Here is a 13664-nt window from a genome sequence, read left to right as displayed (position 1 = left end):
CGATCGACACACCGGGTAATGATCCACGGCAATAAGCGGCAAGTTCGGGGCCGACAAAGCCTAGGTCGATCCGCTAGTCTTGCTCCATCTTGCCAGGGAGTCGCTCATGTTCGAATCTGCCGAAATCGGTCACGCCATCGACAAAAAAACCTTTGACGCCGAAGTCCCGGCCCTGCGTGAAGCCCTGCTGGAGGCCCAGTTCGAGCTGAGGCAGAAGGCCCGGTTCCCGGTGATCGTGCTGATCAATGGCATCGAGGGCGCCGGCAAGGGCGAGACGGTGAAACTGCTCAACGAATGGATGGACCCACGCCTGATCGAGGTCCGCACCTTCGACCAGCAGACCGACGAAGAGCTGGCGCGACCACCGGCCTGGCGTTACTGGCGGATGCTCCCGGCCAAGGGCCGCATGGGCGTGTTTTTCGGCAACTGGTACAGCCAGATGCTCCAGGGCCGGGTGCACGAGCTGTTCAAGGACGGTCGCTTCGACCAGGCCATCGCCGGCGCCGAGCGCCTGGAGAAAATGCTCTGCGACGAAGGCGCGCTGATCTTCAAGTTCTGGTTCCACCTGTCCAAGAAGCAGATGAAGGCCCGCCTCAAGTCCTTGCAGGACGACCCGCTGCACAGCTGGCGCATCAGCCCGCTGGACTGGCAGCAGTCGGAGACCTACGACAAGTTCGTCAAATATGGCGAGCGGGTGTTGCGCCGCACCAGCCGCGACTACGCGCCCTGGCATGTGATCGAAGGCGTGGACCCGCATTACCGCAGCCTGGCGGTGGGCAAGATTCTCCTCGAAGGCCTGCAGAGCGCGCTCAACCGGCCGACGCTCGAAGTCGAGTCCCATGTGGCGCCGCTGGGCGAGGCGGTCGACAAGCTGACCCTGCTCGACAGCCTGGACATGAGCCAGCAACTGGACAAGGACGACTACGAGGAGCAACTGATTACCGAGCAGGCGCGCCTGGCCGGCCTGCTGCGCGACAAGCGCATGCGCAAGCACGCGCTGGTGGCGGTTTTCGAGGGCAACGATGCGGCCGGCAAGGGTGGGGCGATTCGCCGGGTCGCGGCGGCGCTGGACCCGCGCCAATACAGCATCGTGCCGGTTGCCGCGCCGACCGAGGAGGAACGGGCCCAGCCTTATCTGTGGCGCTTCTGGCGGCACATCCCGGCACGGGGCAAGTTCACCGTGTTCGACCGTTCCTGGTATGGCCGGGTGCTGGTGGAACGGGTCGAGGGCTATTGCAGCCCGGCGGACTGGTTGCGCGCCTATGGCGAGATCAACGACTTCGAAGAGCAGCTCGAGGACGCCGGGGTGATTGTGGTCAAGTTCTGGCTGGCGATCGACAAGCAGACCCAGCTGGAGCGTTTCCAGGTCCGCGAAGAGATTCCGTTCAAGCGTTTCAAGATCACCGAGGACGACTGGCGCAACCGCGACAAGTGGGACGCCTACCGCGCCGCCGTCGGCGATATGGTCGACCGCACCAGCACCGAGGTCGCGTCCTGGACCCTGGTGGAGGCCAATGACAAGCGCTGGGCCCGGGTCAAGGTATTGCGCACCCTCAACCGGGCGCTGGAAGAGGCGTTCGACAAGTCCGAGAAAAAGGACAGGAAAGGCAAGAAGGGCAAGAAATAACCGCCGTGGGTTGTGAGCGGGTCACTGGATAAACCCAGCACCGCGATGGTTTTGCATACGCCGGATGAATGATCGTCGCGGCCGGGCAAGGCCTGGATCTATGCTCGACTCACTCACAACCGACAACAACAATGAGGTATGCCATGCGTGAAGTGGTGATCGTCGATAGCGTTCGGACCGGTCTGGCCAAGTCCTTTCGCGGCAAGTTCAACCAGACCCGTCCGGATGACATGGCCGCCCATTGCGTCAATGCGCTGCTGAGCCGCAACGGTATCGACCCGGCCAGCGTCGAGGACTGCATTGTCGGTGCCGGCTCCAACGAGGGCGCCCAGGGTTACAACATCGGGCGCAACGTTGCGGTCCTGTCCCGGCTGGGCACTGGCACCGCGGGCATGACCCTCAACCGTTTCTGTTCGTCCGGCCTGCAGGCGATCGCCATCGCGGCCAACCAGATCGCCTCCGGTTGCAGCGACATCATTGTCGCCGGCGGCGTCGAATCCATCAGCCTGACGATGAAAAGCGTCAACACCGACAACCTGATCAACCCGCTGCTCAAGGAGCAGGTGCCAGGCATCTATTTCCCCATGGGCCAGACTGCCGAGGTGGTCGCCCGGCGCTACAGCGTGAGCCGCGAGGAGCAGGACCTGTACGCCCTGCAGAGCCAGCAGCGGACCGCGGCGGCCCAGGCAGCCGGGCTGTTCGACGACGAGATCGTGTCGATGGCGGTGAAATACCGGGTCGAGGACAAGGACAGCGGCCAGGTGCAGGTCCTTGACGGCGTGGTCGATCGTGACGATTGCAACCGCCCGGACACCACCCTGCAAAGCCTGGCCGGTTTGAAGCCGGTGTTCGCCGAAGACGGCTCGGTAACTGCCGGCAACTCCTCGCAATTGTCCGATGGCGCCTCCATGACCCTGGTCATGAGCCTGGAACGGGCCTTGGCGCTGGGGCTCAAGCCGAAGGCGTTTTTCCGCGGCTTCACCGTGGCCGGTTGCGAGCCGGACGAAATGGGCATCGGCCCGGTGTTCTCCGTACCCAAGCTGCTCAAGGCCAAGGGCCTGCAAGTGGACGACATCGACCTTTGGGAGCTGAACGAAGCCTTCGCCTCGCAATGCCTGTACAGCCGTAACCGGCTGCAGATCGATAACGCCAAGTACAACGTCAACGGCGGTTCGATTTCCATCGGTCACCCGTTCGGCATGACCGGCTCGCGCCAGGTCGGCCACCTGGTGCGCGAACTGCAACGGCGCAACCTGCGCTACGGCATCGTCACCATGTGCGTGGGCGGCGGTATGGGCGCGACCGGGTTGTTCGAAGCGGTGCGCTAAAGCCATCGCGGGCAAGCCTCGCTCCTACAGGACGGTGATGTTCCCGTAGCCATCGCGGGCAAGCCTCGCTCCTACAGAACGGTGATGTTCCCGTAGGAGCGAGGCTTGCCCGCGATGTTTTTGCGACCAGCACAGTCCTATTTACGTTCCCCCTCCAACTGTCTCTGTGTAAGTCATGGCCCCGGGCCTAGAATGCCGGCTCTCTCCATCAGGCATTTGGGGCTCGCATGCACGTTTCGTCCGGTCGCTGGGTTTATGGATTGTTCCTCGCACTGCTTACGGCGCTGCTATGGGGCATCCTGCCGATCAAGCTCAAGCAAGTGTTGATGGTGATGGACCCGGTGACCGTGACCTGGTTTCGCCTGTTGGTATCCGGTGGTTTGCTGCTGGTCTACCTGGCGGCGGTCAAGCGCCTGCCCCGCTGGCGAGTGCTCGGGCCGCGCGGTGGCTGGCTGGTGCTGATGGCCGTCTTCGGGCTGGTGGGCAACTACGTGCTGTACCTGATGGGGTTGAACCTGCTGAGCCCTGGCACCGCGCAGCTCGTGGTGCAGATGGGACCGATCCTGCTGTTGATCGCCAGCCTGTTTGTGTTCAAGGAGCGTTTCAGCCTGGGGCAGGGGCTTGGCCTGGCGGTACTGCTGATCGGTTTCGGGCTGTTTTTCAACCAGCACCTGACCGAGCTGCTGACATCCTTGAGCAACTACACCGCCGGTGTGCTGACGATTCTCGCGGCGTCGGCGGTCTGGACCTTCTACGCCCTGGGCCAGAAGCAATTGCTGACGGTGTGGAATTCCTTGCAGGTAATGATGGTGATCTACCTGTTCTGCGCGCTGTTGCTTACCCCTTGGGCGCATCCTCTCGAAGCGCTGCAACTGAGCCCGCTGCAAGGCTGGCTGTTGCTGGCCTGCTGCCTGAATACCCTGATTGCCTATGGCGCGTTCGCCGAAGCGCTGGCGCATTGGGAGGCGTCACGGGTCAGTGCCACGCTGGCGATCACGCCCTTGGTGACCTTCGCCGCGGTGGCCGTGGCGGCCTGGTTATGGCCCGAGTATGTGCATGCTGAGCAGATCAACGGCCTGGGCTATGGCGGGGCGGTGCTGGTGGTGCTGGGGTCGGCCTTGACGGCCCTGGGGCCTTCGCTGATGGCCGGGCTCAAGGCGCGGCGGGTGCGCATGGAAGTGCCGCAGAGCTAGGTCGCGTTATCGTCGATCGCGGGCAAGCCCCTATCCTGTAGGAGCGAGGCTTGCCCGCGATAGCGTCTGTTCAATCGCTGACTTGCATCAGCCCTGCTTGCCCGCCTCCAGCATATTTTCCGGCCGCACCCAGGCATCGAACTCTTCGTCCGTCAGGTAACCCAGATCCAGGGCCGCGTCACGCAGGGTGCGGTTCTCGGCATAGGCTTTCTTGGCGATCTCGGCAGCCTTGTCGTAGCCGATATGGGGATTGAGCGCGGTGACCAGCATCAGCCCGCGCTCCAGGTGATCGGCCATCTGCACCGGATCGGGCTCCAGCCCGGCGATGCAGTGCTGCTGGAAGTTGCTGCAGCCGTCGGCGAGCAGGCGCACCGATTGCAGCAGGTTGTGGATGATCACCGGCTTGAACACGTTCAACTGCAAGTGGCCCTGGCTGGCGGCGAAGCCAATGGCGACGTCGTTGCCCATCACCTGGCAGGCCAGCATCGACAAGGCTTCGCATTGGGTCGGGTTGACCTTGCCCGGCATGATCGAGCTGCCCGGCTCGTTGGCTGGCAGCCTGACTTCGGCCAGGCCGGCCCGCGGCCCGGAGCTGAGCAGGCGCAGGTCGTTGGCAATCTTCATCAGGCACACCGCCAGCGTCTTCAGGGCGCCGGAAAGGGTGGTCAAGGGTTCGTGGCCGGCGAGGGCGGCAAACTTGTTCGGTGCGGTGACAAACGGCAGCCCGGACAAGGCCGCCAGTTCGGCGGCAATCGCCTCGCCGAAGCCGTGGGGCGAGTTCAGCCCGGTGCCGACGGCGGTACCGCCCTGGGCCAGTTCGCACACGGGCGGCAGGGCCGCGCGAATGGCGCGCTCGGCGTAGTCCAGTTGCGCGATGAAGGCCGACAGCTCCTGGCCGAAGGTGATGGGCGTGGCGTCCATCATGTGGGTGCGCCCGGTTTTCACCAGCTTCATGTGGCGCGCCGCGAGTTCGGCCAGGCCGCCGGACAGTTCGGCGATCGCTGGCAGCAGGCGTTGCTGCACCGCCTGGGCCGCGGCGATGTGCATGGCCGTGGGAAAGCAGTCGTTGGAGCTTTGCGAGCGGTTCACATGGTCGTTGGGGTGCACCGGCGCCTTGCCGCCGCGCGGGTTGCCGGCCAGTTCGTTGGCGCGCCCGGCGATCACCTCGTTGACGTTCATGTTGCTCTGGGTGCCGCTGCCGGTCTGCCAGACCACCAGCGGGAACTGGTCGTCATGCTGGCCGTCGAGCACTTCGTCGGCGGCCTGTTCGATCAGGCGGGCAATGTCGGCAGGCAGGTCGCCGTTGCGATCGTTGACCCGGGCCGCGGCCTTCTTGATCAATGCCAGGGCATGCAGGACCGACAGCGGCATGCGCTCGTTGCCAATGGCAAAGTTGATCAGCGAACGCTGGGTCTGGGCGCCCCAATAGGCTTCGTCCGGGACTTCAACCTGGCCAAGGCTGTCGGTTTCGATACGACTCATCGTGCTCACTCCTGTAGGTCTGATTGCGCAGTTTAGGCCGTGATCCACAGCCTGGGTTCCATAAAGCGTCTTTTGTGTCGTTTGGTCGAGCAAATGCAGGTACGACAAGGCTTGGGGTTGAGCGACAGAGTTTTTTAGGCGCAGAATGGGCGCCCTTGGGGTTATACCTCGCCTGCTAGAAAAGGAAACTCGATGACTCGTCTTCGTGCCATCTGTACCGCGGTTGTTCTGGTTTGCGCCAGCGGCCAGGTTCTTGCCGATACCGCCAGCCACAACGCCAGTGCCGAAGCTTTCCTGACCCTGGCGCACGCTGACAAGCTGGGCACTCCGGTGTACATGCAAGTGCAGCAAATGTTTGCCCAGCGTTTTGAACAGACCAAAGCCCCAGAGTCGAAGAAAGCCGTACTGGAAACCTACCAGGCCAAGGCCAACGCCGCCCTGGACCAGGCCATTGGCTGGAACAAGCTGAAGCCGGACATGGTCAAGCTCTACACCAGCAATTTCAGCGAATCCGAGCTCAAGGACCTGGTGGCGTTCTACCGGTCGCCGCTGGGCAAGAAAGTCCTGGAAAAAATGCCGCAGCTGACCCAGCAATCGGCGCAGATGACCCAGGCCAAGCTGGAAAGCGCCGTGCCGGTGGTCAACAAGCTGCTGGCCGACATGACCGCCGAGCTCGAGCCTAAGGCCGCACCGGCGAAGAAGAAGTAAGCGGAGCCAGGAATGACCATGCAACAACGTATCGAATCGGCATTGGGCGCATTGCAGCCCGAGCATTTGCAAGTGCTGGATGAAAGCCACATGCACAGCCGCGGTCTGGAAACCCATTTCAAGGCCGTGCTGGTCAGCGAGCAGTTTGCCGGGCTCAACAGCGTCAAGCGTCACCAGAAGGTCTATGCGACCCTGGGCGAGCTGATGGGCCAGTTCCATGCGTTGGCGCTGCATACCTACACGCCGCAGGAATGGGCGAAGATCGGCGCGGCCCCGGCCTCGCCGACCTGCGCTGGCGGCAGCAAGCATTAACCACAGGTTTTTTGCTAGAATCCGCAACGCGCCGCTCAGTCGGCGCGTTTTTTTTGCATCCGGTTCACCCTTTACGAGGGTAGCCACCTGGAGAATGACCCATGACACAACCGATTGTCGTGGCGGCACTGTATAAGTTCGTCACCCTCGAAGATTACGTTTCCCTGCGCGAGCCACTGCTCAACGCGATGCTCGACAACGGCATCAAGGGCACCCTGCTGATTGCCGAAGAAGGCATCAACGGCACCGTTTCCGGTAGCCGCGAAGGCATCGACGGGCTGCTGGCCTGGCTCAGGAACGACCCGCGCATGGTCGACATCGACCACAAGGAATCGTACTGCGACGAGCAGCCGTTCTACCGCACCAAGGTCAAGCTCAAGAAAGAGATCGTGACCCTGGGCGTGCCCGGCGTCGACCCGAACAAGCAGGTCGGCACCTACGTCGAGCCGCAGGACTGGAACGCGCTGATCAGCGATCCGCAAGTGCTGCTGATCGACACCCGCAACGACTATGAAGTCTCGATCGGTACCTTCGAAGGCGCCATCGATCCGAAGACCACCAGTTTTCGCGAGTTTCCTGATTACATCAAAGCCAACTTCGACCCGAGCAAGCACAAGAAAGTCGCGATGTTCTGCACCGGTGGCATTCGTTGCGAAAAAGCGTCGAGCTATATGCTCAGTGAAGGCTTCGGCGAGGTCTTCCACCTCAAGGGTGGCATCCTCAAGTACCTCGAAGAGGTGCCGCAGCAGGAGAGCAAATGGCGGGGCGACTGCTTCGTCTTCGACAATCGGGTGACCGTGCGTCATGACCTCAGCGAGGGCGACTACGATCAATGCCATGCCTGCCGCACGCCGGTCAGCGTCGAAGACCGCGCCAGCGAGCACTACGTGCCGGGTATCAGCTGCCCGCATTGCTGGGACACGCTGAGCGAGAAAACCCGCCGCAGCGCCATCGACCGGCAGAAGCAGATTGAACTGGCCAAGGCTCGCAACATGCCGCACCCGATTGGTTACAACTACAAGCAATCATCTTCCGAGGCCTGAGCCATGTCTGCCCGCCTGCTCTACGTGATGGACCCGATGTGTTCGTGGTGCTGGGGCTTCGCTCCAGTGGCCGAGGCCCTGGTCGAGCAGGCGCGGGCAGCGGGCGTCGAGTTGCACCTGGTGGTGGGCGGCCTGCGGACCGGCAGCGGCTCGGCGCTGGAGCCAACCACTCGCCGCTATATCATCGAACACTGGCAGGCGGTCACTCAGGCCACCGGCCAGCCGTTCAAGTTCGAGGGCGCCTTGCCCGACGGTTTTGTCTACGACACCGAACCCGCGTGCCGTGCCATCGTGACGGCGCGCAGCCTGGCGCCGGATTGCGCCTGGAAACTCCTGGGACTGATCCAGCAGGCTTTTTACGCCCAAGGCCGTGACGTCACCCGTGCCAGCGTGCTGGTGGAGCTGGCCGAGGAAGCGGGCGTGCCGCGCATCGAGTTCGCCGAGGCTTTCGATCGCGCCGAACAGCATGCCGCCACTGCCGCCGACTTCACCTGGGTCCAGGATTTGGGGATCGCCGGTTTCCCCACCTTGCTTGCCGAGCGCAATGGCCAGCTGGCCTTGTTGACCAATGGCTACCAGCCTTTGGGTGAGCTTGCTCCGTTGCTCGGCCGTTGGCTGGAGCGTGCTGCCTGTGCGTGAGCTGGTTCGTGATCCACAAGCGCCGGAACCCGTCGACCGCTTGAGCTGGACGGAAGTCCGCCGGCTCGCCCTGCAGCATAAAAAAGCCCTGTGGATCGCCAACGGCGTGGCCGTCCTGGCCACGCTGTGCAGCGTGCCGATCCCATTGCTGCTGCCGTTGTTGGTGGATGAAGTGTTGCTGGGGCACGGCGATGCGGCGTTGAAAGTGATGAACCAGGCCTTGCCGGCTGGCTGGCAGAGTGCCGCTGGCTACATCGGCCTGATGTTGCTGGTCACCCTGATGCTGCGTTGCGCGGCCTTGCTGTTCAACGTGCTGCAGGCCCGCTTGTTTGCCGGGCTGGCCAAGGACATCGTCTATCGCATCCGCCTGCGGCTGATCGAGCGCCTCAAGCGCATTTCCCTGGGCGAATACGAAAGCCTGGGCAGCGGTACGGTCACGACCCACCTGGTCACCGATCTCGACACCCTGGACAAGTTCGTCGGCGAGACCCTCAGCCGCTTTCTGGTGGCGATGCTCACGCTGGTGGGCACGGCCGGCATCCTGATGTGGATGCACTGGAAGCTGGCGCTGCTGATCCTGCTGTTCAATCCCCTGGTGATCTACGCCACGGTGCAGCTGGGCAAGCGGGTCAAGCACCTCAAGAAGCTCGAGAACGACAGCACCTCGCGCTTCACCCAGGCCCTGACCGAAACCCTGGACGCGATCCAGGAAGTCCGCGCCGGCAACCGCCAGGGCTTTTTCCTCGGCCGTCTCGGCCGGCGCGCCCAGGACGTGCGGGACTACGCAGTGGCCTCGCAATGGAAGAGCGACGCTTCCAATCGTGCCAGCGGGCTGCTGTTTCAGTTCGGTATCGATATCTTCCGTGCGGCGGCCATGCTCACCGTGCTGTTTTCCGATCTGTCCATCGGCCAGATGCTGGCCGTGTTCAGCTACCTGTGGTTCATGATCGGCCCGGTGGAGCAACTGCTGAACCTGCAATACGCCTACTACGCCGCCGGTGGCGCGCTGTCGCGTATCAACGAGCTGCTGTCGCGGGCTGACGAACCGCAATACGCCGGCGGTGTCGACCCCTTCCAGGGGCGCGAGACGGTGGGGATCGAGGTCAGCGGCCTGAGCTTCGGTTACGGCGACGAACTGGTGCTCGACCAGATGAACCTGTCGATCGAGCCGGGGGAAAAAGTAGCGATCGTCGGAGCCAGTGGCGGTGGCAAAAGTACCCTGGTGCAACTGTTGCTGGGGCTCTACACACCGCAGGCGGGCGTCATTCGCTTTGGCGGCTCGACCCAGCAGGAAATCGGCCTGGAAACCCTGCGCGAAAACGTGGCGGTGGTGCTGCAGCATCCGGCGCTGTTCAACGACAGCATTCGCGCCAACCTGACCATGGGGCGCGAGCGCAGCGACGAAGCTTGCTGGCGGGCGCTGGAGATCGCCCAGCTGGATTCGACGGTGCGTTCCCTGGCCAACGGCCTGGACAGCGTGGTCGGCCGCTCCGGCGTGCGCCTGTCCGGCGGGCAGCGCCAGCGCCTGGCGATCGCGCGGATGGTCCTGGCCGAACCCAAGGTGGTGATCCTCGATGAAGCCACCTCGGCCCTCGATGCCGCCACCGAGTACAACCTGCACCAGGCATTGACGCGTTTCCTCCATGGGCGGACCACGCTGATCATTGCCCACCGCCTGTCTGCGGTAAAACAGGCGGATCGGGTCCTGGTGTTCGATGGTGGGCAGATTGCCGAAGATGGCGACCATCAGCAGCTAATTGCCGATGGTGGTCTTTATGCCAAGCTGTATGGGCATCTGCAGCAAGTCCCGCGACCTTGAGTTTTGTCCGGATTTCTGTGCTTAGTGCTTGAATTTCCTTGAGGAAATGACCCGCCTGTAGCAAGGCTGCGCCGCATCTTGGCTGGTATCGGGCTGGAACGCCGCGTCCCGTGCGTTCGAAGCCACGGAAATTAGCCTAGTCTGTGCTGTCAGGAGCGGTATTTTCTCGGGTGTTCATCTGGCAGTGCTTATGCAAGGGACCTCATGAAGCAAAAGCGGACTCTCGGAACGCCACGGCTATTGGGCATCGTCTGGCCATTTATCGCGGTGGTGTTGTTTCAAGCGCTGCTGGGTGGCCTCAGCTTATATGTCCTTTCGGCGGTACGTGGTTACGTTGCCGGAGAAAGTCTTTGGTCCAAGGGCCAGAAAGACGCCATCTATTACCTCAATCTCTACGCCGACAGCCGCGATGAGTCGATCTTTCTGAAATACCAGAATGCGATCGCCGTGCCTCAGGGCGGGCATGAGCTGCGGGTCGCGCTGGATCGGCAACCGCCCGACCTGAGTGCGGCGCGGGCGGGGATTCTCAAGGGCGGCAACCATCCCGCCGACAGTGACAGCGTGATTTGGCTGTACCTGAACTTTCGTCATTTCAGCTACCTGGAAAAGGCCATCGACCTGTGGACCGTGGGCGACAGTTACCTGGTGCAACTCGATAGCGTGGCCCATGAAATGCACCGCGGCATTACCAGCAGCCAGGCCTCCGAAGCCGATATCCAGCGCTGGAAGAACCAGATTTTCGCCATCAACGACGGCGTGACGCCGGCGGCGAAGGCCTTCAGCGATGCCCTGGGCGAAGGCTCGCGGGTCATTCTCAGGCTGTTGCTGATTACCAACCTGGCCACTGCGTTGGGTCTGATCGTCCTGGCATTACTGCGCACTCATAAGCTGTTGGCACAGCGTCATGAATTCGCCAGCGCCCTGCAGCTGGAAAAGGAGCGGGCGCAGATCACCCTGCAATCCATTGGCGACGGCGTCATCACCACCGATGTAGACGGCGCCATTGCCTACATGAACCCGGCCGCCGAGGAGTTGACCCACTGGAAGGCCGAACAGGCCGTGGGGCTGCCGCTGGCCGCGTTGTTCAACCTGCTGGATGAAAACGCCCAGGCCGACGGTTTTACCCTGATCGAACACATCCTCAGCGGCCAGCTCAGCGGCGGTAGCGAACACTCGAAGCTGATCCAGCGGCTGGATGGCAGCACGGTGTCGGTGACGCTGGTCGGTGCGCCTATCCAGAACGCCGGCAAAGTCAGCGGTACGGTGCTGGTGCTGCACGACATGACCCAGGAACGCCAATACATTGCCAATCTGTCCTGGCAGGCGACGCACGACGCCTTGACCGGCCTGGCGAACCGCCGCGAGTTCGAATACCGCCTGGAACAGGCATTGCACAACCTGAGCCGGCAGGCGGGACGGCATGCATTGATGTTCCTCGACCTGGACCAGTTCAAGCTGGTCAACGACACCTGCGGCCATGCGGCGGGGGACGAGTTGCTGCGGCATATCTGCGCCTTGCTCCAGTCGGGCCTGCGCGAGGGCGATACCCTGGCGCGCCTGGGCGGCGACGAGTTCGGCATCCTGTTGGAGAACTGCTCGCCGGAAGCGGCGGAAAAGATCGCCGAAGGCCTGCGCCAGACGGTGCAGAACCTGCATTTTGTCTGGAAGGGCCGGCCCTTCGTTACCACGGTCAGCATCGGCCTGGTGCACGTGGCGCAATCGCCGACCACCCTCGAGGCGTCGCTGCGGGCGGCGGACATGGCGTGCTACATGGCCAAGGAGAAGGGGCGCAACCGGGTCCAGGTGTATCACGCGGACGATTCGGAGTTGTCCCTGCGCTTTGGTGAAATGGCCTGGGTCCAGCGCCTGCACATGGCGCTGGAGGAAAACCGCTTCTGCCTTTATGCCCAGGAAATAGCCGCCTTGAGCCATGTGGACCGGCTCGGCGGGCATATCGAGATTCTGCTGCGCCTGCATGACGAGGCCGGGCGGATGATCCTGCCCGACAGCTTCATCCCGGCCGCCGAGCGCTACGGCTTGATGACTTCCCTGGACCGTTGGGTGGTGCAGAATGTGTTCAAGATCATTGCCGAATGCATTCGCGAAGAGCGCGAGGGGCCTTTGGCCATGTGCGCGATCAACTTGTCTGGTGCGACCATTGGCGACGAGGCTTTCCTGGATTTCCTGCGCGAGCAGTTCATTGTCCATGGGGTGCCAGCAGACATGATTTGTTTTGAAATCACCGAGACCAGCGCCATCTCCAATCTCGGCAGCGCCATTCGATTCATTAACGAACTCAAAGGCTTGGGTTGTCACTTTTCCCTCGACGACTTCTGCGCGGGAATGTCGTCATTCGCTTATCTCAAACATTTGCCTGTAGACTTCCTGAAGATCGATGGAAGTTTCGTAAAGGATATGCTGGACGACCCGGTCAATCGCGCGATGGTCGAGGTGATCAACCATATCGGTCATGTGATGGGTAAACGCACGATTGCCGAGTTTGTCGAAACTCCGCAGATTGAGCAGGCATTGCTGGAGATCGGCGTGGATTACGCTCAGGGCTACCTGATCGAGCGCCCACAGCTCTTTACCTGCGACAGTCTGCAGTGCCGGCCTTCGCGACCACAGCCTCTGTTATTCAAGGCTCCTGGCACGTTCCGTTGAATCTCTCGCTGATCCGTACCATCACCATCAAAAGGAGCCCCGACAGTGATCGACGCATTCAACCGAACCGGTCCGCTGATGGACGCTGCAAGCTACCCCGCCTGGGCCCAGCAGCTGATCCAGGATTGCAGCGAAAGCAAGCGCCGCGTGGTCGACCACGAACTGTACCAGCGCATGCGCGATAACAAGCTCAGCAACAAGACCATGCGCCAGTACCTGATCGGTGGCTGGCCGGTTGTCGAGCAATTCGCCCTGTACATGGCGCAGAACCTGACCAAGACCCGTTTTGCCCGTCACCCGGGGGAAGACATGGCGCGGCGCTGGTTGATGCGCAATATCCGAGTCGAGCTCAATCATGCCGATTACTGGGTGAACTGGAGTCGCGCCCACGGCGTGAGCCTGGAAGACCTGCAGGCGCAGCAGGTGCCCCCCGAATTGCACGCGTTGAGTCATTGGTGCTGGCACACCAGCTCCGCCGACTCGCTGATCGTGGCGATTGCGGCCACCAACTATGCCATCGAGGGCGCAACGGGTGAGTGGTCGGCGCTGGTCTGTTCCAGCGGTGTCTATGCGGCGGCCTTTCCCGAAGAAGAGCGCAAGCGGGCGATGAAGTGGCTGAAAATGCATGCCCAATATGACGATGCACACCCTTGGGAAGCGCTGGAAATCATCTGTACCCTGGCCGGCATGAAGCCGAGCAAAGCCTTGCAGAGCGAACTGCGCCAGGCGATCTGCAAGAGTTATGACTACATGCATCTGTTCCTGGAGCGTTGCATGCAGCAAGAAAAGGCTCCGGCGGCCCGTGGACGGATGGCGCTGGTCGAAGGTTGAAGGGCGCCTGCGACTGGG

General features: G+C 62.4%; 11 protein-coding genes. 10 read left to right on the top strand and 1 reads right to left on the bottom strand.

What is annotated here, in order from left to right:
• Positions 1-106: 106 nt before the first annotated feature.
• The 3 genes from pap to BLV20_RS09680 all read left to right on the top strand — a co-directional run bounded on the left by pap (position 107) and on the right by BLV20_RS09680 (position 4148).
• Positions 107-1627, top strand: a complete 1521-nt coding sequence (gene pap / locus BLV20_RS09690; protein WP_092300298.1) for a polyphosphate:AMP phosphotransferase — start codon at positions 107-109, stop codon at positions 1625-1627.
• Positions 1628-1770: 143 nt separating this feature from the next.
• On the top strand, positions 1771-2955 hold the full coding sequence (locus BLV20_RS09685) for a thiolase family protein (protein WP_092300295.1): 1185 nt from the start codon (positions 1771-1773) through the stop codon (positions 2953-2955).
• A gap of 227 nt (positions 2956-3182) precedes the next feature.
• Entirely contained in the window at positions 3183-4148 is a 966-nt protein-coding gene (locus BLV20_RS09680; protein WP_092300292.1) for a DMT family transporter, read from the top strand.
• A gap of 87 nt (positions 4149-4235) precedes the next feature.
• On the opposite strand, the gene BLV20_RS09675 is transcribed toward BLV20_RS09680, so the two are convergent.
• Entirely contained in the window at positions 4236-5630 is a 1395-nt protein-coding gene (locus BLV20_RS09675; RefSeq protein WP_092300289.1) for a class II fumarate hydratase, read from the bottom strand.
• 192 nt (positions 5631-5822) lie between these two features.
• On the opposite strand from BLV20_RS09675, the gene BLV20_RS09670 reads away from it, so the two are divergent.
• From BLV20_RS09670 to BLV20_RS09640, 7 genes are all read left to right on the top strand, one after another.
• Positions 5823-6338: a DUF2059 domain-containing protein gene (locus tag BLV20_RS09670; protein WP_092300287.1), complete on the top strand. Its 516-nt coding sequence runs from the start codon at positions 5823-5825 to the stop codon at positions 6336-6338.
• A 12-nt stretch (positions 6339-6350) separates the two neighbouring features.
• Complete coding sequence (locus BLV20_RS09665) at positions 6351-6650, top strand: BolA family protein (protein ID WP_016704374.1); 300 nt, start codon at positions 6351-6353, stop codon at positions 6648-6650.
• Positions 6651-6751: 101 nt separating this feature from the next.
• Entirely contained in the window at positions 6752-7693 is a 942-nt protein-coding gene (locus BLV20_RS09660) for an oxygen-dependent tRNA uridine(34) hydroxylase TrhO (RefSeq protein ID WP_092300284.1), read from the top strand.
• 36 nt (positions 7694-7729) lie between these two features.
• Positions 7730-8332, top strand: a complete 603-nt coding sequence (locus BLV20_RS09655) for a DsbA family protein (protein WP_175540177.1) — start codon at positions 7730-7732, stop codon at positions 8330-8332.
• Positions 8325-10151, top strand: coding sequence for an ABC transporter ATP-binding protein (locus tag BLV20_RS09650; protein WP_092300278.1), 1827 nt, complete (start codon positions 8325-8327; stop codon positions 10149-10151). The genes BLV20_RS09655 and BLV20_RS09650 overlap by 8 nt, the downstream gene beginning before the upstream one ends.
• A 204-nt stretch (positions 10152-10355) precedes the next feature.
• Positions 10356-12815, top strand: a complete 2460-nt coding sequence (locus BLV20_RS09645) for an EAL domain-containing protein (protein WP_092300275.1) — start codon at positions 10356-10358, stop codon at positions 12813-12815.
• 78 nt (positions 12816-12893) lie between these two features.
• Positions 12894-13646, top strand: a complete 753-nt coding sequence (locus BLV20_RS09640; RefSeq protein WP_371914306.1) for an iron-containing redox enzyme family protein — start codon at positions 12894-12896, stop codon at positions 13644-13646.
• Positions 13647-13664: the final 18 nt, after the last annotated feature.

It is taken from the genome of Pseudomonas sp. NFIX28, assembly GCF_900107395.1.
In the GTDB taxonomy this organism is placed as follows: Bacteria; Pseudomonadota; Gammaproteobacteria; order Pseudomonadales; family Pseudomonadaceae; genus Aquipseudomonas.
Note: the sequence above shows the minus strand (reverse complement) of the source record. Positions and strands in the feature narration are given on the sequence as shown.

Coding starts and splice junctions, on each gene's coding strand:
- BLV20_RS09670 (WP_092300287.1), top strand. CDS start 5,823: ATGACTCGTCTTCGTGCCATCTGTACCGCGGTTGTTCTGGTTTGCGCC.
- BLV20_RS09665 (WP_016704374.1), top strand. CDS start 6,351: ATGACCATGCAACAACGTATCGAATCGGCATTGGGCGCATTGCAGCCC.
- BLV20_RS09655 (WP_175540177.1), top strand. CDS start 7,730: ATGTGTTCGTGGTGCTGGGGCTTCGCTCCAGTGGCCGAGGCCCTGGTC.
- BLV20_RS09645 (WP_092300275.1), top strand. CDS start 10,356: ATGAAGCAAAAGCGGACTCTCGGAACGCCACGGCTATTGGGCATCGTC.
- BLV20_RS09660 (WP_092300284.1), top strand. CDS start 6,752: ATGACACAACCGATTGTCGTGGCGGCACTGTATAAGTTCGTCACCCTC.
- BLV20_RS09685 (WP_092300295.1), top strand. CDS start 1,771: ATGCGTGAAGTGGTGATCGTCGATAGCGTTCGGACCGGTCTGGCCAAG.
- BLV20_RS09640 (WP_371914306.1), top strand. CDS start 12,894: ATGGACGCTGCAAGCTACCCCGCCTGGGCCCAGCAGCTGATCCAGGAT.
- pap (WP_092300298.1), top strand. CDS start 107: ATGTTCGAATCTGCCGAAATCGGTCACGCCATCGACAAAAAAACCTTT.
- BLV20_RS09675 (WP_092300289.1), bottom strand. CDS start 5,630: ATGAGTCGTATCGAAACCGACAGCCTTGGCCAGGTTGAAGTCCCGGAC.
- BLV20_RS09680 (WP_092300292.1), top strand. CDS start 3,183: ATGCACGTTTCGTCCGGTCGCTGGGTTTATGGATTGTTCCTCGCACTG.